Here is an 18,144-nt window from a genome sequence, read left to right on the forward strand (position 1 = left end):
CGTTGCCGTCACGGCGACGGCTCAGCGTCGATCTATCCCGATGGTGATAAGGCGTTGTCGTCCCAGATTGTCGGGAGCTCGCGAGAACACGAAGCCCCGCGCGGCCAGCAGCGCCAACAGATTGGCGCCCAAGAGTGTGGTCAGCACGAGCGCGACCGGAACCGGTATCGAAGTGGGTTGCTGCCGGACCCGGGTGACCGCTGCGCTTACCGAGCTTTTGACGTGCTCGTGAATTTCTTCGGGCAAAAGACTCGTTGCTGGCGAAGTTCCGACGATCGCCGCTCGCCATCCGAACACCTGCCCATGGGCGGCCGGTCCGAGGAAACACACGGCCGCGAGAAGGGCGACTAAGAAGCCCCCCACGCGCGCGTATCGCTTGCGGCCCGACATGCGCACCAGAGTACCAGTGCCTGCTGAAAATTGGCCGTACCGCAGATGGGGATATGTTTCTAAGAGGAACCTGAGAGCCCCGTGCGACGTCGGCAAATGGTTGCCAGAACCGTGACTGCAGTCACAGTCGGTTGCTCGCCTCGGGGCAATCACACGCGTCTGCGCGGTCAAAAACGGGCTCAACCAGGAGTTGACATCACTTTCTGGCAAATTGAGTGACCGACAGGAATCGGGTAGCTCGTAGAGATTCCGAGTTGCGCCCTGGTGAACTTGCGTCAACGGGCAACGACGCGGTCGGGCCGTCCGCCCGTCGTGTCGCGCATAGTCGGGTATCGGGCGGACGTCCTCTCCGCGATCGTGGTGAGGAGGATTAGGGTGACCGGCGTGACTAACATCGCGACGGGAGTGCTGGGAGCACGGGGCAAGGTCGGTCAGGCCATGCGTGAGGCAGTCGATGGCGCGGCCGATCTGGACCTGGTGGCCGCCGTCGACAAGGACGACTCGTTGGAGGCGCTCACCGCCGCCAGCGTTGTCATCGACTTCACCCACCCCGACGTTGTCATGGACAACCTCAAGTTTTTGATCGGCAACGGTATTCATGCCGTTGTCGGCACCACCGGCTTTACCGACGAGCGGTTGGACGAGGTGCGGTCTTGGCTGGCGGAAAGCCCCGGGACGGGCGTGCTGATCGCCCCCAACTTCGCCATCGGTGCCGTGTTGTCGATGAAATTCGCTCAGCAGGCTGCCCGATTCTTCGAATCGGTGGAAGTGATCGAGCTGCATCACCCCAATAAGGCCGACGCTCCCTCCGGCACGGCGACGCGCACGGCACGTCTGATCGCCGAGGCGCGTAAGGGATTGCCGCCGAGCCCCGATGCCACCAGCACCGGGATAGAAGGCGCGCGCGGAGCCGATGTGGACGGGGTTCGGGTGCATGCGGTGCGCGTCGCGGGGCTCGTCGCCCACCAGGAAGTGCTGTTCGGGACGGCGGGCGAGACCTTGACCATCCGGCACGACAGCATCGACCGGACCTCCTTTGTTCCGGGCGTGCTGCTGGCCGTGCGCAATATCGCGAAGCGGCCCGGCCTCACGATCGGCATCGAGCCCCTGCTGGAGCTGTAGGTGTCCGCCGCGGCCAGGGTCAAGATCCTCATCGCGTTCATGTGCGTGGCGATGGTGGTGTACTTCCTCATCCTGGGGAGGATGGGTATCGCCCTGGTCCAGTCCGGTAAGCCCGCGGCGATCGGCATGGGAATCGGTGTGCTGATCCTTCCGTTCATCGGCCTGTGGGCCATGATCGCTACTCTGCGTGCGGGTTTCGCTCATCAGCGGCTTGCCGCGCTGGCCACCGAGCAGGGCCGCGATTTGGATGTGAGTGCACTGCGCACCACCCCCTCGGGACGCGTCAACCGCGAGGACGCCGATGCGCTCTTCGCCACCGTGAAGGCCGAGGTCGAGTCCGATCCCGACGATTGGGTGGGGTGGTATCGGCTGGCTCGCGCGTATGACTATGCGGGAGACCGCGGCCGCGCCCGCGAGACGATGCGTACCGCGGTGCAGATGCAGCAGGACGCCGCACAATGAGCCGCCTGCTGGTGGTGCATCACACCCCGTCTCCCTACATGCAGGAGATGTTCGAAGCGGTTGTGGCGGGTGCGACCGATCCGCAGATCGAGGGCGTGGAGGTAGTGCGTCGTGCCGCGCTGACGGTGTCGCCCGCCGAGATGCTGGAGGCCGACGGCTACCTGCTGGGCACGCCGGCCAATCTCGGCTACATTTCCGGCGCGCTCAAGCATGCGTTCGACTGCTCGTACTACCCGCTGCTCGATAGCAGCCGTGGCAGACCGTTTGGTGTGTGGATGCACGGCAATGAGGGCACGGAGGGCGCTGAACGCGGCCTCGCGGCGATCACCACGGGGCTGGGCTGGGTACAGGGCGCTGAAGCGGTGATCGTTTCCGGTAAGCCGGACAAGGGCGATATCGAGGCGTGCTGGAATCTTGGCGCTACCGTCGCGGCCACGCTGATGGGCTAGCGGGTGAACGCGTAGCCCCGTTCATGGCCGCTTCGGGTTCCAGCTTTTGTTCACGAATTCGATTCTGTTGCCGAACGGGTCCAGGACATTGGCGGCGTAGTAGCCATCGCCGAAGTGCGGCCGGGGCCCGGAGCCTCCGTCGTCGGTGCCGCCGGCCTTCAGTGCTGCTGCGTACACCGCGTCCACCTCGGTCGGGCTGTCGGCCGCTATGCCGATGTACAGCCCGGTTTCACCGGGCAGGCGCTGTCGAAGCCAGATGCTCGAACTGATGGATTCACCGGATCCGCCGGCTCGATCACCGAAGCCGAACAGGTCCGGGACGCCTTCTGTCGATGACTCGAACTGCCCGCGCTCAGTCCAGCCCAGTACGGCCAGTGTGGTCGAGTAGAACTCGCGCGCCCGCGCGATGTCGTCGACGGCGATGTAGACGTGATCGATCATGAAATTGACCCCTCTGGTTCGGAGCGTGACGACGTCGACGATTGCTGCCGGGTGTGGGTTGATTATGCAGTCCGGTCGATCAACGCATCCCTACGCGAGCGGGCCGATAACCTTGGCGGCAGACTCGCCGCGATCTTGATGCAATGAGGAGGCAGGCATGCCCGGACTTGCCGAACTTGCCCTGGGCGCAGCGCCCATCGCCGGCGGCGCGCTGTTGGGGGCGGTGGCGGGCAACCTCAAGCCGCCGGACATCCGGGGGTTGATCACGAAAGACTTCGATCTGCTTGATCGCATCCCCGCGGAGCAGACCGAACGCCGGGCGGCATTCCAGCGCATGATTGATCTGCGGATCGACGATCTCATCGCCAGTAACGACCGTGGCCGCTCGCTGCGCGATGCCGCCCTCTCCTATGGCGGCGGCTGGCGGGACATTCTGGTGTTCGTCGGGGCCGTTCTGTTCACCATGATCTGGTGGAACATCGAGCACACCCGGAGTAACTGGCTGGTCATGTTTCTGGTGATGTTGGCCTTGACGCTGGTGGCCGGGTTCTATGCCGTCCGCACGGTAGTGCGTGGCGTGCAGGGCCTGGGCGGCAGATGGCGGCATCGATCCCCGTGATCGTTGTAGCAGCGCTGCCCGAAGTTCCATGAAGAATTCGAATCTGTCATATTCCGCATAGTCTGTTAAATCAAATTCTAAAAATTGCGTGATGTTAATGGAATGGAATCTCTGGATACGTAAATTATCCACATAATGGACAGTAGGATAGCTTCTGCCTATTCAGTTCACGCGAAATTGGAATTTGCCTTGAACGTCAGACGACAAGCGGCCGAAGCCGCCGGCATTCAGCGGATGCTCTCGGTAGCAGAGTCGGAATTGAACCACCTACGCAAGTACACGACCATTTGGTATGTCGCATGGCTGCGGGGAGGCCTGGACCTTGCGGCATTGGGCGCAGCGGGGACAGTCATGCAGCGCAAGCATCCGTACCTCGCCGCCCGGGTCGATCCCGTCGGCCGCCGTTTTCAAATCACCACCGAGCCCGTGCGCCACACTGTCGTGTCCGTCCGCACGGAGCCGCTCGAAGACCTCACCGCACTACCGGTGCTTGCACTCGACGACGGCACATTCGCGATTCTGGTTTATCCGGGGGACCGCGGTAGCGCCGTCGCCGTGGGAGTGGATCACTCGATCGCCGACGCACGCTTGAGTTACGCGTACTTCCATGAATTGTGGGAGTTGTACACCGAGATCGTGACGACGGGCGTGGTTTCTGAGCCACAGCGCCAACCGGTGCCGGTGGCGCCGGAGACTGCGATGGCGAGTCGAGGTGTTCGTCCCACCGCGCTCCCGGAGAAACCCCGGTTTGGCCCCACCTCCTGGGGCGGTCGGCAGCGAAAAGGCTCCACCTCGGCCCGAACCGTCTTGGGTTGGAAACAGCGCTTCGATCCGGAGGTGTCGACCTTGCTGCGCTCGTCGGCCCGGCGACGTCACACCACCGTGAACACCCTCGTCACCGGTGTGATCGCACTTGCCGAACGTGCCTTGATTCGGGTCGACGGCGACCTGCCGGTGAACCTGGGCTTCGAATCGCTGGTGGACTATCGCAAGCATCTGACACCTCCCGCCGAACTCGGCGAGATCGCCAACGGAATCATGATCGCTCGAAGTCAGGTAATGGTCCGCGTGAATGACGATGCGGTGCGAATCGGCGCCGACGTGGCGGGTCAGATCAACGAAGACATCGACAGCGGTTTTCTTGTGCAAAGCGTGCATCACCTCGGGGGCGCAGTGCTGTCCGGCGGTTTCGGACCGTTCATCCGGATCACCAACCCCGGAGTTCTTCCCGTCCCACCCCTGCCGACGGGCCTGACCATGGAAGATTTCGACGTCCAGCTGGCCACACCGCGCACCACCGCCGTCGGCGTCCCGCACAGGCCGCAGGCGTCCCGCTACGAGGTCTATTCCATTGGCGAGGAGTTCACCATCGTCTGCAAATTCCCCAGCGGGTCACTCACCGGGGAGCAGGCGGCCACGCTGCGCGCAGACATCGTGGCCGGGGTGGAAGCTCTCGCCAAAACCTAGAACGCGGGCCGGGCGGGCACGCTGGGTGCGTCGGGGACCCGGCATCGTCGTGCCCCCGACGTAAGCTAGCTGCGTGCCCGTGCCCACTCCTTACGAGGATCTCTTGCGTCTCGTGCTCGACCAGGGCACGCCGAAGTCGGATCGCACCGGCACCGGTACTCGCAGCATCTTCGGTCATCAGCTGCGGTACCGCCTGGATGATGGCTTCCCATTGATCACCACCAAGAAGGTCCACCTGAAGTCGGTGATCTACGAGCTGCTGTGGTTCCTGCGCGGTGAATCCAATGTCGGCTGGCTGCAGGAACATGGGGTCACCATCTGGGACGAGTGGGCTTCGGAGACCGGCGAACTCGGGCCCGTGTACGGGGTGCAGTGGCGCTCATGGCCCACGCCGTCCGGGCAGCACGTCGACCAGATCAGTGCCGCGCTGGAAATGCTGCGCACCAATCCGGATTCGCGGCGCAACATCGTCTCGGCGTGGAACGTCGGCGAGATCCCGCAGATGGCGCTGCCGCCCTGTCACGCCTTCTTTCAGTTCTACGTTGCCGACGGCAAGCTGAGCTGCCAGCTGTATCAACGCAGCGCCGACCTGTTTCTCGGGGTTCCGTTCAACATCGCCAGCTATGCGCTGCTTACCCACATGATGGCGGCGCAGGCCGGGCTCGGGGTCGGCGACTTCGTCTGGACCGGCGGCGACTGCCATATCTACGACAACCATGTCGAGCAGGTCACCGAGCAGCTCAGCCGCGATCCCTATCCTTACCCCAGGCTGGTTCTGGCGCAGCGTGATTCGATATTCGACTACGAATACGAGGACATCACGGTCGAGAACTACCAGCACCACCCTGCCATCAAGGCGCCTGTCGCGGTATGACGGGAACCATCGGGCTGATTTGGGCACAGTCACGCGCCGGCATCATCGGTGCGGACGGCGCCATACCCTGGCGGCTACCCGAAGATCAGGCACGCTTCAAGCGAATCACCATGGGCCACACGGTGATCATGGGTCGCAAGACCTGGGAGTCACTGCCTGCCAGTGTCCGCCCGTTGCCGGGCCGGCCCAATATCGTGCTGACACGCGATGCGCTGTTCGAGCCCGACGGCGCGTTGGCCGTCGGCTGCACGGACGCGGCCCTGGCTGCTTCCGATGAGGCGCCCTGGGTCATCGGGGGCGGGGAGATCTATCGGCTGTTCCTTCCGCTGGCGCAGCGATGCGAGGTGACGGTGGTGGAGGCCGACGTGCCGGGTGACGCCCTCGCTCCGGAGCTCGACGAGAGCTGGGTCGTCGAGGAAAATGATTGGCAGACAAGTGAATCCGGCCTGAGATATCAGTTCTTGAGTTACCGGAAGGTCGACGGGTGAGGCGTGCGCTGCTCCTGGTGACCGTCATGGTGCTGGTACTGACGGGTTGCACCCGCACCGTGGACGGAACCGCATCGGCACCTGCCGGGGCCGCGGGATGGGGCAATAGCCAGGGCGCCGGGGTGACGGTGGGCGCCGCCGGCGACGTCGCCGCGGGGATCACCATCTTCCTGGATTTCCAATGTCCGTTCTGTCAGCGGTTCGAGGCTCAGTATGGCGACGACATCACCAAATACGTCGCCGCAGGCAGGCTGCAGGTGACCTATCGGCCGGTGAGTTTTCTGGACCGGATCTCGGCCAGCGGTGACTACTCGTCACGGGCGGCGGCCTCGCTGTTCCTGATCGCCACGTCGGGTGCCGCGGACGCGGTAATCCTGGGCTTCATCGGTGAGATGTTCCGCAGGCAGCCCGTCGAAGGCGTCGGAAACCTCACGAACCTGCAGATCAGCGAGATCGCTGCCGGCGCCGGGGTGACAGGTGAGGTCCTGCGCGAGATTTCGTCTCTGCAGGTCAGCGATGCCGATCGTGAGCGCACCGCGGGCAATGAGCAGCAGCTGACCGATCACGGTCTGGGTGGCGTTCCCGGTGTCATCGACGGCTCGGGGGAGATGATCGACCCGTCCGATTCCGATTGGTTGGTCCGTCTCGTGGGAGCCCGGTGAGCCGATCGGCCATGAGCGTCGCGCAGGCGCGCCGCATCGCGATCGCAGCGCAGGGCTTCACGGACGCAACCTCGGCGCCCGCCAGCCCGATAACCCGCGCACATCTGCGCAAGCTCATCTCCAGAATTCAGGTGCTGCAACTCGACTCGGTATCGGTGGCGGTGCGTGCACACTATGCGCCGGTGTTCAGCAGGCTCGGACCCTACGACCGCGCGCTTCTCGACGACGCCGCCTGGAACCATAGCGCGCGGACGCCGCGACTACTCATCGAGTACTGGGCGCACGAAGCGGCCCTGATGTCCATTCAGGACTGGCCGCTGATGCGCTGGCGTATGCGCGAGTACCGGCACGGTCGGTGGGCGCGCAAGTTTGTCGAGGAGAATCCGCGGCTCGTCGACGAGGTCCTCGCCGCCGTCGCCGAACTCGGTCCGTGTACTGCCGGGCAGATCGAGGCATATCTCGAGCGGGAGGCGCCGGGCCGCAAGGGCCCCTGGTGGGACCGCAGCGAAACCAAATGGATTGCCGAAGCCTTGTTTTCCTCGGGAGAGCTGACCACCGACAAACGTGTCGGTTTCTCACGGCATTACCAGCTGGCGCACAAGGTGATTCCCGCCGACATCTATCAGCGCGAGGTGTCCGACGAGGATGCGGTGCTGGAACTTGCCCGCCGCGCGGTGCGTGCGCTGGGGATCGGAACCGAGGCCGATATCCGCGACTACTTCCGTCTCTCGGCCGGGCAGATCAAACCGGCACTGGCCGCGCTCGCTGACGCGGGGGAGATCGAAAAGGTGGCCGTCGACGGATGGAGCGCTCCGGCGTATCTGGCCGCTGGACAGACGATTCCGCGTGTCGATCGGGGTACGGCGCTGCTCTGCCCCTTTGATCCACTGATCTTTTTTCGCCCAAGGGTGGAGCGGCTCTTCGATTTTCACTACCGCATCGAGATCTACACGCCGGCGCCCAAACGGCAGTACGGCTACTACGTCTGGCCGTTCCTGCTGGACGGGCATCTGGTCGGCAGGGTCGACCTCAAGGCCGATCGCGCGGCCGGGACGCTCAATGTCGTCGGCGCCTTCGCCGAAGAAGGGCGAGATCCCGCGCACATCGCGGGCCCGTTGGCCGGGCAGCTGACCCGCATGGCGTCCTGGCTGGGTCTGGAGCGTGTGGCGGTAGGCAAGCGCGGCGACCTCGTCAGACCGCTGGGCGGTGCCCTTCGAACGACACGGTGACCAGATCGGCGACCTTCAGCGATCCCATCGCCATCGAGAACGGCTTGATGCCGTACGCCCGCTGCGAGATTTCCGTGCGCAGGCTGAGTTGCTGATCATCGCCGTCCGCGGTGACGGTCAGGTCGACGTCGACGGCGTGGGTCACTCCGTGCACGGTCAGCGGACCATGCATGAGATATCCGGTGGCGTTCCGGGTGATCTTCTCGGCACGGAACTCAATAGTCGGAAACCGCTTGGCGTTCAGTGTCTTCAGCGCGTTCGAGCGCACCATGGATTTCTCGGGTGGGGTCAGCGGCGTCAGGCCGCCCTCACCGCTGTCTACCCGCAATGAATGGACGTCCACGACGAGGACGGCCGATGACGGCCGATCATCGGGCCCGTCGACGGAGATAGTCCAGGCGTCCATGACGATCGTCAGCCGGTGTCCCATCCGCGCCGCCGCCCCGGTGACGCCGGTGTGCAGGGTCAGGCTGCCGTTCTCGGGTCCAAGCGTCCAGGAACTCACGGGGCCGATGGTAGGCGGCGCTTATGGCGTTTCGGTGCGCGAGCCCGGCATCGATAGGGTGTTGCGCGTGGCTGAGATCGTGCCGCTGCGCGTGCAGCTGATAGCGAAGACCGACTTCATCGCACCTCCGGACATCGACTGGAGCACCGATGCGGACGGCGGACCGGCGCTCGTCGAATTCGCCGGCCGGGCCTGTTACCAAAGCTGGTCCAAGCCGAACCCCCGTACCGCCACCAACGAGAGCTACCTGCGCCACGTCATCGAGGTGGGGCACCTGTCGGTGCTCGAACACGCCTCGGCGACGTTCTACATCACGGGCATCTCACGCTCCTGCACCCACGAACTGATCCGTCACCGTCACTTCTCGTACTCGCAGCTCTCGCAGCGGTTTGTCCCCGAGGACGACTCAAATGTGGTGCTGCCGCCCGCTGTCGAGGATGATCCGGAGCTGGTCGCGCTGCTGCGTAAGGCCACCGATGCCAGCCGCGCGGCATACGTCGAGCTGCTGGAGAAGCTGGAATCCACGCTGGCCGACGTGCCGAACGCCGTACTGCGGCGCAAGCAGGCGCGCCAGGCCGCCCGGTCGGTGCTGCCGAATGCCACCGAGACCAGGATCGTCGTCACCGGGAACTATCGGGCCTGGCGCCACTTCATCGCGATGCGCGCCAGCGAACACGCCGACGTGGAGATTCGGCGCCTGGCCATCGCCTGTCTGCGCCAGCTCAACGACCTGGCCCCATCCATCTTCGGTGACTTCGACATCGCGACCCTGGCCGACGGCACCGAGGTCGCGATCTCTCCGCTGGTCTACGAGGGATAGAACCGAGGGATAGAACACAACCGCCGGGGATTAACCGCTTGGTTGCGGCGGGTATTCTCGTGCCGTGACAGCAGGTGAAACAGTGGCGCGGCTCGGCAGCGTGCTCACCGCGATGGTGACTCCTTTCGACGCCGATGGCGCCCTTGACGTCGATACCGCGGTGCGGCTGGCCGCGCACTTGGTCGACTCCGGATGCGATGGCCTCGTGCTCTCTGGCACCACCGGAGAGTCTCCCGTTACCTCCGACGCCGAGAAGCTCACCTTGCTGCGTGAGGTAGTGGCGGCCGTCGGAGACCGTGCGCGCGTCATCGCCGGGTCCGGCACCTACGACACCGCGCACAGCATCAAGCTCTCGCGTGAGTGCGAGGCTGCCGGAGCCCACGGACTGCTGGTCGTCACCCCCTACTACTCGCGGCCCTCACAGGCAGGGCTGCTGGCGCATTTCACCGCGGTCGCGGACGCGGTGAACGTGCCCGTCATCCTGTACGACATTCCGCCGCGCTCGGTCATCCCGATCGACTTCCACATCATTCGTGAGCTGGCCGCGCACCCGAACATCATCGCGGTCAAGGATGCCAAGGGCGATCTGCACGGTGGGGCCCAGGTCATCGCCGGTACCGACCTTGCCTACTACTCGGGCGATGACCCGCTGAACCTGCCGTGGCTGTCGGTGGGTGCGGTCGGATTCATCAGCGTCATATCGCATTTCGTCGCGGGGCCGCTGCGCGAGTTGCTGGTGGCGTACAACGCCGGCGACGTCGAGACCGCGCGCAAGCTCAATGCGCAGATTGCGCCGGTGACGGAGGCGTGCCGTCGGCTGGGAGCCGTAGGTGCCATCAAGGCCGGGCTGCGGTTGCAAGGCATCGAGGTTGGCGATCCACGCCTGCCCAATGTTCCGCCGAGCGCGGAGCAGATCGAGGGATTGGCCGCCGATATGCGTGCCGCCGGGGTGCTGTAGGTGGCCCTCACCCCACCCGAGAAGCTGCGTGCGCCCGGACCGCTCGCCGAGGGCGCGCTGCGTGTCACGGCATTGGGCGGCATCAGCGAAATCGGCCGCAACATGACGGTTTTCGAGCTACGCGGCCGTCTGCTGATAATCGACTGCGGAGTGCTCTTCCCGGGCCATGAAGAGCCGGGCGTGGACCTGATCCTGCCGGACATACGCCATATCGAAGATCGCCTTGACGATGTCGAGGCGCTGGTGCTCACGCACGCCCACGAGGATCACATCGGGGCTATCCCGTTCCTGCTCAAGATGCGCCCCGACATCCCTGTCGTCGGTTCGGCGTTCACGCTGGCGCTGGTGGAGGCCAAGTGCCGGGAGCACCGCATCACCCCGCGGTTCGTGAAGGTCGCCGAGGGGCAGCGGTCCACCCACGGCGCCTTCGAATGCGAGTACTTCGCGGTCAACCACTCCATTCCCGATGCCCTGGCCATTGCCGTGCACACCGAGGCCGGGACCGTCCTGCACACCGGCGATATCAAGCTCGATCCGCTGCCCCCGGACCGTCGCCCGACCGACTTGCCGGGGCTGTCCGGCCTGGGCGACCGGGGCGTCGACTTGTTCCTCGTCGACTCCACCAACTCCGAGATTCCGGGTGTGGGTCCGTCGGAGAGCGAGATCGCCCCGACGCTCAACCGGCTTATCGAGACCGCCCGCGGCCGAGTGATCATCGCGTGTTTTGCGAGCAATGTGGCCCGGGTGCAACAGATCATCGACGCCTCGGTGGCGCACGGTCGCCGGGTCGCACTCGTGGGCCGGTCGATGGTGCGCAACATGGGTATCGCGCGTGATCTCGGTTTCCTCGATGTCGATGATCGTGACCTGATCAACATTGAGACCGCGAACGAGCTTGCGCCGCAACGGGTTGTGCTGATCACCACCGGTACCCAGGGCGAGCCGATGGCCGCGTTGTCCCGGATGGCCCGCGGTGACCATCGCCAGATAACCTTGACCACCGACGATTTGGTCATCCTGTCGTCATCATTGGTGCCCGGCAATGAAGAGGCCGTTTACGGCATCATCGATTCCCTCGCCAAGGTGGGCACTCGCGTGGTGACCAACACCCATGCGCGGGTCCACGTTTCGGGACACGCGTACGCCGGAGAGCTGCTGTATCTCTACAACGCGGTGCGGCCGCGCAATGTCATGCCGGTGCACGGCACCTGGCGGCACCTGCGTGCCAACGCGGGGCTCGCGGTCAAGACCGGCGTGGACGAAGACCGGATCGTGTTGGCAGAGAACGGTGTCAGCGTCGACCTGCACAACGAGCGAGTGCGCATCTCGGGACGTGTTCCGGTGGGCAAGATGTTCGTCCACGGCTTGGTCGAGGGCGACGTCTCCGATGCCACCGTCGGGGAGCGGCTGGTCCTGAGCAACGGCGGATTCGTGGCGATCACGATTGTGGTGCGCAGCAACGGGCGTCTGGTGGGCAGGCCCGAACTGTTCTCGCGCGGGTTCTCCGATGATGTCAAGGCGCTGGACCCGGTTACCGAGATGGTGATAGCGGAGTTGAATTCGCTTGCCGAACAGTCGGTCACCGATACCGGCCGCATTGCGCAGGCCGTGCGCCGGGTGGTGGGCAAGTGGGTCGGCGAGACGTATCGGCGTCAGCCGATGATCGTGCCGACCGTGCTCACCGTCGATTAGGTTTTTTCGGCGAGTACGGTCCGTTCCAGCTCGGTGGTCGAGAGTCTGCGCCCGGCGGGCGTGAGATAGCGCTCCTGGAACTCGGGACCGCTGACATCCTCCAGCACCCGCCAGCCGTATTCGGCGAGCAGCGGTGCCACCCCGCTCGGTGTCAGCCCGAACATCCACACCTGGCTGCGTACCCGAAACCGCTTGTACAGTATGGAATTTCCATAGAGATTGCTGCCGTCGATGAAGTCACGCTGCACGTAGGTAAAGGCCAGGCGGCTTCCGGGGGCGGCCGTGCGCAGGTATGCGAGGGTGGCACGCACCGCTGTCTCCGGAATATATTGCGTGACACCCTCCCAGATGAAGAACGTGCAGTGTGAGGAGTCGTGCCCCGCGTGTTGTAGTGCTTCGGCGAGGTCGTCACGCTGAAAGTCCACCGGGACAAGACGGACCGACGCGGGCACGGCACCTAGCGCCCTCGTGATGGCCTGCTGTTTGAGCGCGACATTGACGACCTGATCGACCTCGAACACCGGCGTCCGGGAGGTCCGCGCCAATCGGCATCCCCTGGTGTCCAGGCCGGCGCCCAGGTCGACGACGGCATCGACTGTCGCGGCGGCGAGTTGATCATCGATGTACCGCTTGCGGCAGACAAAGATCGACCAGGCGCCCTGCCCGCTGCGTTCGCCGAGCCTGATCAACCAGCGCCGTAGGGGTGTCCATGCGGTGGCACGGACCAGCCATCGCAGGCCGTTGGGCAGGATCCGTGCCGCCAGGTCGTCGTCGACGATCCGTGATCCGGGTGGTTCATGCTGTTCGATCGCGGCGATGGCCATGGGGCCAAAGGCGGTCTGGGCGGCCGGATTGGACGTGGGCACGGCTACCGCCTGTTGGTGAATCCGGCATCGACGGGAAGCGCGACGCCGGTGACGTACCGGGCGTCCTCGGAGACCAGCCAGGCCACGGCGTTGGCCATGTCCTCGGGCTCCATCAGAGTCACGGGCAAGGCATTTCCCGTGTCGGACATGCCATCCGGCCCTCCTTCGGCGAACAGCTTCTCCGTGACCGGATTGATCAGCATCGGCGTCGCTACGCCCGACGGGTGGATGGTGTTGACCCGAATATTGTGTGGTGCAAGCATATTGGCGTAGCTGCGCATCAGGCCTACCAGTCCGTGTTTGGCCGCGGTGTAGGCGAGCCCTCCCGGGTTGTCCATGACCATGCCGGTCAGCCCTGCCACCGAGCTGGTGAGCACGATGGAACCCCCGGCCCCGCGTTCCACCATGGATGGCCGCGCCACCTCGATCGTGTGATACACCCCGGTCAGGTTGACATCGAGCACATCTCGCCAGCCGTCCTGGCCGCACTCGGGGGTGAGGGTGGCTATTCCGGCGTTCGCGACCACGATGTCGACGGGCCCGAGGGCCTCGACTCCGGCATCGAACGCCGCCTGCAACGCGTCACGGTCCCGCACGTCGGTTTCGTGTGCGGAGATGGCACGCCCTAACGCGTCAACCTCTTTGACCGTGAGATTCAGATCCTCGGTATTGGCCATCGGGTACTCCACCGACGGGATCTGCGCACAGATGTCGACAGCGATGATGCCGGCTCCCTCGGAGGCCAGTTTGATCGCATGGGCACGGCCCTGACCACGCGCGGCGCCGGTGATGAAGGCGACCTTGCCGTCCAGCTTTCCCATCTCAGTGCACCAAGTCGCCCTTGGCCGGATCGCCTGCCGGGATAGGTTCGGCGACAACAATTTCCGGCGGCTGGCTCAGCAGCGGGCCCACCTTGGCGAACATGGCGGTGACGGCGGGCGCCTTGGCGTGCTCGGCGAGTGTCTCGCCGCTGGCCCAGGACTCCACGAAGACGAATCGATCCTGTGCCTCGTGCAGGCTGTAGAGGCTGCAGCCGGGCTCGTCGTGAACCTGGGGGATCGTTTCCAGGAGCGCGGCACGGACCTCGTCACGCTTGTCGGGCTGGGGATACAGGAACGCGACCACAGTGGGCATGGAACACCTCTCGTCGTTGGGGGTGGATCGATTTCCACCGTACCGAAACGGAGCCGCGTCGATAGGCTGTGTGGGACATCAAGGGAGGGACATGACCGATCAGGGGCTGGCCGGTGGATTGCCGATCCGGACGGAGGTTGTTCTTACCGAGGACGTCCGCGCACAACTGACCAAGGGTGCGCTCCGGACGGTCGCGCGGTCGCGAGGTGTCTGGATTCTGCTGGCCCTGGCGGTCGTGTATGTGGCGTTCTTCTTCGTGTTCGTCGCGGTTCCCGCGGGGGTTGTCATCCTGGTTGTCGTCGTAGCCGCGGCGGCCCTGGTCGCGTCGAGAATTCGCTCCCGCATGCGTCTTTCCATGCAGGCGATACCAGCCGGGACGGTGCAGCGCGCCGAGTTCGGGGCGTCGGACTTCACCTTCTGGACATTGCGTCCGACGACGAATGCCCCACTCGGGCAATCTTTTCTGACAACACGGCTGATGGTCCTGCGCGACTATGCCGAGATCAAGAACGTGGTGGTGAACGACAATGCCGTGGGAATCTTGTTCGCGGCCCGGCCGGGGACGCGTGAGGCGTTTTCGCGCCAGCTCGTTCCCGATCAGGCCCTGGCATTGATGTCGCGGTACACCAAGGTCAGCGGGAACTGGTCACCGCCGGCGGAACCGCCGAGTTGATCCACAGGGAGTACTCGTCGAGCGCGGCGTTGAGCCGTTTGTGGTCCACGCGGGTGCCGATCTGCTGGGCACCGACCAGGATGCTGAAACCGATGCCTGCCAGAGTGTCGGCCCGGGCCGAGTCGAACCCGGCCTCGATGTAGTGCTTCGTGAGGTGCTGCTGCCGCACCTGGTCGACACGGTGTTGCGCCGCAGCGACGTAACGGTCGGCCGCGGCCCAGGCGCGGATCGCCTTCTCTACGTCATGATCAGCCTCGCGCGCAGCCTGTTCCAGCGCCGCGAGCCGCTCCTGCGGGTCTGCCACCGCGTCTACGCGCCGGCGTTGCGCGGTGGTCACATCGTTTTCCCAATAGTCGATGACGGCCTTGTAGAACTGGGCTCCGCTGCCGAAATGGTGATAGAGCGAGCCGGTTGTCACGCCGATCCGACGGCAGACGGCCGTCGTGGTCAGCGCGGACTTGCCGCCGACAGCCAGTAGTTCGAAGGCGGCAGTGAAGAAATCATCGCGGGAGACCTTCTCGGTCATCACACCACCATAGATGAACCTACGGAGTCATGGGCCGGAATTCCTAAAAGATAGCTGCGAGCCCCTGCTGAGAGGCTGCGGCGAACCGATGTGTGTATTATTTTCGAGGTAAGACCGCGTATGACGGACGTCATGCGGCGTCATTGGGAAACTGGGGAGAGGCAAGTCATGTCGCGTAAATTGTTTGCGATGTTTGGTGCGGTGGCCGGTTTGGCGATGTCGGTGGGGGTGGCTTTGCCCGCTGCGGCGGACACGCCGAAGAATCCGTACCCGGACACCAGCAAATATGCCAAGCTCGACTTCGAGGGGTTCCGCATCGCTGACAAGCCCGGTCTGTGGTTCTCCACCCCGTTCGGGCTGGATTGTGGGATCTGGGAGGACAGCAGCTTCGGATGTACCGGTGTCATTCCTGGCGCTCCCGGCGGTACCAATCAGATCGGGTGGTTCAGGGGAGATTCGGCGGCGCACTTCGACAACACCGCGCAGCCGCGGTTCTCGTCGGGGCAGGCACAACGCGTGCTGCCGGCCAACAACTACATCGAACTCGGCAGCACCCGTTGCGCCACGACACCGGACAACAACGTGTACTGCACTGGTGGCGGCAACTACGCGAGCTACTCGAACCAGTTCATGGTGTCGTCCGGCAAGACCTGGCTGGGAGCTCAGGGCTAGGCACTGACACGTGGGGCGTGCGGCACCGGGCACCCCGCCGGTGTCGCCGCCGTCGTGTCGTGGTGGGTGTACGACGTGTCGTGCATCCCGCCCAGCTTGGCCAGCGCCTGATTGATCACCGTCGCCGACCACCACAACAGCTCGCCATTGCGTTGTTGCGCCCGGCGTTGCGCGCCCGGCAGCTTGTCGGTGAGCCGTCGCAGCTGAACGTTGGCGTGCACGGCCATTCCGGTGAGGGCCGTCCACGGCTGCAGCCGGGCGTCGTGCAGGGGAGTGGCGCGTACGAGCGCACGCACCAGGTCTTCGCCGCCGTAGTACGCGGCGACGCCGAGTACCGGGGTGAAAATCGCGCGCCCAAGCAAACCGGTAAAACCCTTGTCCACGAAGCCGAACGCCGCGCCCATCATGACATCGGTCCATTCGGAGGGGCCGCCGGCGTAGGCGACCATGTAGTCCATCGTCTCCATGCCCTCGGACACCGATTTCGGTATGAGTTCTTCGGCCACGCCGAAGACGTAGGCGATGTACGCCCAATACATCACGGCGGCTTGGAGATCCGCGTCGGTGCGGGTACGTCCATGCTGGTGATCGATCAGCGGCGGAATGAGGCCGAACGTCATCGCGGCGCCCATCATCATCGAATTGGAGATCGGGTTCCCGTGGTGGGCGAATTGTTCGTCGCCCCAGGACCGTCGAAGTCCGGCGCGTACTTGTGCATGCATCAGACGTACCCGGACCGTGTCCTTGAATGGCTGTGAGAAACGTTCCAGGGCACCGCGATAGGTCATCTTGCGGAACCACGCGGTGGTTTCCAGATTGCGGCGCAGGGTGTCGTTGACGAACCTTCCGGTCGCGCCGGTGGCATAGGCGACCTCGTCGCCCACAAAGGTGCCGAAGGTGTCTCCGAAGCCCATGCCGAACTTGGCGGCCAATGAGGAGTTGTTCCACAATTGGCGTCCGCGCTCCCAGAGTTCGGGGTCGTACCATGCGGGCGGGTTGTCGAGCTGCTCGAACAATGCGACAAACTCCGCCGGCGGTTTCTCGATCGCGTCGATGCCATGGTCGAGGGCCTGGTTGAGCATCGCGCGGCCCTGACGGGCGGGCATCGTGCGGATGCGGTCCACGACCGCGTCCATCAGCTCGTCGCCCTGCCACAAGTGATCGGCAAGCAGTCGGGTGCGTGGCGTCTCCCGGGGGATCTCGTGGAAGTCCATCCACGGCTGCAGGATGTCCCGGCGGGACTGGGTCCACATCGCATCGAATCGCAACCGGGCCGGTGCGGGGCGTAGATCCATGCCCGCCCGCCAGTAGTAGTCGTTGGGATGTGTGTCGACAGTCGATAGGGCGTCGTTGCCACTCATGGGGCAAGGCTAGCCAGTATCGAGGCATGTTGGCAACAGTCATTGTCAAGTGTCTGGCTGATTTCCCTCCGCGGAGGCCGCAGCGCCAATAGAATCGGCCTCGCTATTTTGCTGACTCGGTAACCACGAATATCGGGAGGGGTTCGAATGCGGCTGCTGACTCGGTGGGCGGGCATCATCGCGCTGACGCTGGGACTTACCGCGGGATCGCTGGCATCCGCGCTGGCGGACCCGGATATCTCGGGGGACCCCAACCCTTATCCGGACGTCAACAACACCACCAAGTTCAGGCAGGCCGACTTCGAGCAGTTCCTGCGTGATGACACCGACGGCGCCTGGTTCTCGACGCCGCGCGGGTTGACCTGTGCGATCTGGATCGACGGGAGTTTCGGCTGCAACGGTTCGTTCCCTGGCGCGCCGGCCGGCACCAATCAGGTGGCGTGGTTTCCGGGGGATTGGCGCGCGCATTTCGACGCGACCGGCGAGAGGCTGTTTACTCCCGCGACACGCCCGCCGGTGCTCACGCCCGGTAACTACTTCAACTACCGCGCCGTCAAATGTGCTGTCACCAAGGACGAGGGTGTGTACTGCTTCCGCGGTCATTCGGCCAGCAGTTTCAATGGCGACCAGTTCTATATCGCGGCGAATCAGTCCTGGCTGGGCGAGACCAAGCCGCGCCCGGAGCGCTAGCTGCGATTCTCAGGTCACGAGACCGTCTCGGAGCGGCCTCGCGT

The 18,144-nt window shown here is 64.6% G+C and carries 23 protein-coding genes; 15 read left to right on the forward strand and 8 right to left on the reverse strand.

Translation table 11 applies throughout. The annotated features are described in order from the left end of the window. Positions 1-21: 21 nt before the first annotated feature. Entirely contained in the window at positions 22-246 is a 225-nt protein-coding gene (locus B4393_RS27805; protein ID WP_078334700.1) for a hypothetical protein, read from the reverse strand. A 537-nt stretch (positions 247-783) separates the two neighbouring features. Here B4393_RS27805 and dapB point away from each other — a divergent pair. Genes dapB through B4393_RS13415 form a run of 3 tightly spaced genes read left to right on the forward strand, consistent with a single transcriptional unit; the run spans position 784 to position 2,423 of the window. Then, positions 784-1,512, forward strand: a complete 729-nt coding sequence (dapB, locus tag B4393_RS13405; protein WP_165758466.1) for a 4-hydroxy-tetrahydrodipicolinate reductase — start codon at positions 784-786, stop codon at positions 1,510-1,512. Beyond that, positions 1,513-1,974: a tetratricopeptide repeat protein gene (locus B4393_RS13410; protein ID WP_070940156.1), complete on the forward strand. Its 462-nt coding sequence runs from the start codon at positions 1,513-1,515 to the stop codon at positions 1,972-1,974. After that, positions 1,971-2,423, forward strand: coding sequence for a flavodoxin family protein (locus B4393_RS13415; RefSeq protein ID WP_070940155.1), 453 nt, complete (start codon positions 1,971-1,973; stop codon positions 2,421-2,423). The genes B4393_RS13410 and B4393_RS13415 overlap by 4 nt, the downstream gene beginning before the upstream one ends. Positions 2,424-2,444: 21 nt before the next feature. Here B4393_RS13415 and B4393_RS13420 read toward each other — a convergent pair whose 3' ends face one another. Beyond that, a complete protein-coding gene (locus B4393_RS13420) occupies positions 2,445-2,864 on the reverse strand; it encodes a VOC family protein (protein WP_078334569.1) in 420 nt (139 codons plus the stop codon). 157 nt (positions 2,865-3,021) lie between these two features. On the opposite strand from B4393_RS13420, the gene B4393_RS13425 reads away from it, so the two are divergent. The 6 genes from B4393_RS13425 (at position 3,022) to B4393_RS13450 (ending at position 8,203) form a co-directional block, all read left to right on the forward strand. Next, the gene (locus B4393_RS13425; protein ID WP_078334570.1) at positions 3,022-3,483 is read left to right on the forward strand and encodes a hypothetical protein; all 462 of its coding nucleotides are present in this window, start codon (positions 3,022-3,024) and stop codon (positions 3,481-3,483) included. Between the two features lie 234 nt (positions 3,484-3,717). Then, positions 3,718-4,950, forward strand: a complete 1,233-nt coding sequence (locus B4393_RS13430) for a phthiocerol/phthiodiolone dimycocerosyl transferase family protein (RefSeq protein ID WP_236743169.1) — start codon at positions 3,718-3,720, stop codon at positions 4,948-4,950. Positions 4,951-5,023: 73 nt separating this feature from the next. Beyond that, complete coding sequence (locus tag B4393_RS13435; protein ID WP_078334572.1) at positions 5,024-5,824, forward strand: thymidylate synthase; 801 nt, start codon at positions 5,024-5,026, stop codon at positions 5,822-5,824. Continuing rightward, positions 5,821-6,312, forward strand: a complete 492-nt coding sequence (locus B4393_RS13440; RefSeq protein ID WP_070940151.1) for a dihydrofolate reductase — start codon at positions 5,821-5,823, stop codon at positions 6,310-6,312. Before B4393_RS13435 ends, B4393_RS13440 begins: the two co-directional genes overlap by 4 nt. Before the next feature lie 26 nt (positions 6,313-6,338). Next, entirely contained in the window at positions 6,339-6,974 is a 636-nt protein-coding gene (locus B4393_RS13445; RefSeq protein WP_078334702.1) for a DsbA family protein, read from the forward strand. 11 nt (positions 6,975-6,985) lie between these two features. Continuing rightward, positions 6,986-8,203: a winged helix-turn-helix domain-containing protein gene (locus B4393_RS13450; RefSeq protein WP_078334573.1), complete on the forward strand. Its 1,218-nt coding sequence runs from the start codon at positions 6,986-6,988 to the stop codon at positions 8,201-8,203. On the opposite strand, the gene B4393_RS13455 is transcribed toward B4393_RS13450, so the two are convergent. Beyond that, positions 8,166-8,708 (reverse strand): YceI family protein, encoded by a 543-nt coding sequence (locus B4393_RS13455; protein ID WP_078334574.1) that lies wholly within the window; start codon positions 8,706-8,708, stop codon positions 8,166-8,168. The genes B4393_RS13450 and B4393_RS13455 overlap by 38 nt on opposite strands. Before the next feature lie 67 nt (positions 8,709-8,775). Between B4393_RS13455 and thyX the strand changes: the two genes are divergently transcribed. From thyX to B4393_RS13470, 3 genes are all read left to right on the forward strand, one after another. Continuing rightward, positions 8,776-9,528, forward strand: coding sequence for an FAD-dependent thymidylate synthase (gene thyX / locus B4393_RS13460; protein WP_070940260.1), 753 nt, complete (start codon positions 8,776-8,778; stop codon positions 9,526-9,528). An 82-nt stretch (positions 9,529-9,610) separates the two neighbouring features. Next, positions 9,611-10,486, forward strand: coding sequence for a 4-hydroxy-tetrahydrodipicolinate synthase (dapA, locus tag B4393_RS13465; protein WP_078278145.1), 876 nt, complete (start codon positions 9,611-9,613; stop codon positions 10,484-10,486). Continuing rightward, positions 10,487-12,178 (forward strand): ribonuclease J, encoded by a 1,692-nt coding sequence (locus B4393_RS13470; protein ID WP_078278144.1) that lies wholly within the window; start codon positions 10,487-10,489, stop codon positions 12,176-12,178. On the opposite strand, the gene B4393_RS13475 is transcribed toward B4393_RS13470, so the two are convergent. The 3 genes from B4393_RS13475 to B4393_RS13485 are packed head-to-tail and all read right to left on the reverse strand — an operon-like array spanning position 12,175 to position 14,178. Further along, positions 12,175-13,044: an SAM-dependent methyltransferase gene (locus B4393_RS13475; RefSeq protein WP_078334575.1), complete on the reverse strand. Its 870-nt coding sequence runs from the start codon at positions 13,042-13,044 to the stop codon at positions 12,175-12,177. The two genes, B4393_RS13470 and B4393_RS13475, sit on opposite strands and share 4 nt — an antisense overlap. A 2-nt stretch (positions 13,045-13,046) precedes the next feature. Next, the gene (locus B4393_RS13480; protein ID WP_078334576.1) at positions 13,047-13,865 is read right to left on the reverse strand and encodes a mycofactocin-coupled SDR family oxidoreductase; all 819 of its coding nucleotides are present in this window, start codon (positions 13,863-13,865) and stop codon (positions 13,047-13,049) included. A 1-nt stretch (position 13,866) separates the two neighbouring features. Beyond that, positions 13,867-14,178: a putative quinol monooxygenase gene (locus B4393_RS13485; protein ID WP_078334577.1), complete on the reverse strand. Its 312-nt coding sequence runs from the start codon at positions 14,176-14,178 to the stop codon at positions 13,867-13,869. A 91-nt stretch (positions 14,179-14,269) separates the two neighbouring features. On the opposite strand from B4393_RS13485, the gene B4393_RS13490 reads away from it, so the two are divergent. Continuing rightward, a complete protein-coding gene (locus B4393_RS13490) occupies positions 14,270-14,851 on the forward strand; it encodes a hypothetical protein (RefSeq protein ID WP_078334578.1) in 582 nt (193 codons plus the stop codon). On the opposite strand, the gene B4393_RS13495 is transcribed toward B4393_RS13490, so the two are convergent. After that, entirely contained in the window at positions 14,811-15,377 is a 567-nt protein-coding gene (locus B4393_RS13495; RefSeq protein WP_078334579.1) for a TetR/AcrR family transcriptional regulator, read from the reverse strand. The genes B4393_RS13490 and B4393_RS13495 overlap by 41 nt on opposite strands. 168 nt (positions 15,378-15,545) lie before the next feature. Between B4393_RS13495 and B4393_RS13500 the strand changes: the two genes are divergently transcribed. Continuing rightward, positions 15,546-16,049, forward strand: coding sequence for a hypothetical protein (locus B4393_RS13500; RefSeq protein ID WP_078278138.1), 504 nt, complete (start codon positions 15,546-15,548; stop codon positions 16,047-16,049). Here B4393_RS13500 and B4393_RS13505 read toward each other — a convergent pair. Then, a complete protein-coding gene (locus tag B4393_RS13505) occupies positions 16,046-17,410 on the reverse strand; it encodes an oxygenase MpaB family protein (RefSeq protein WP_078334580.1) in 1,365 nt (454 codons plus the stop codon). The genes B4393_RS13500 and B4393_RS13505 overlap by 4 nt on opposite strands. A gap of 147 nt (positions 17,411-17,557) precedes the next feature. Here B4393_RS13505 and B4393_RS13510 point away from each other — a divergent pair, with 147 nt between their 5' ends. After that, positions 17,558-18,100 (forward strand): hypothetical protein, encoded by a 543-nt coding sequence (locus B4393_RS13510; RefSeq protein ID WP_070940140.1) that lies wholly within the window; start codon positions 17,558-17,560, stop codon positions 18,098-18,100. Positions 18,101-18,144 lie beyond the last annotated feature (44 nt).

The organism is Mycobacteroides franklinii, from assembly GCF_002013895.1.
In the GTDB taxonomy this organism is placed as follows: Bacteria; Actinomycetota; Actinomycetes; order Mycobacteriales; family Mycobacteriaceae; genus Mycobacterium; species Mycobacterium franklinii.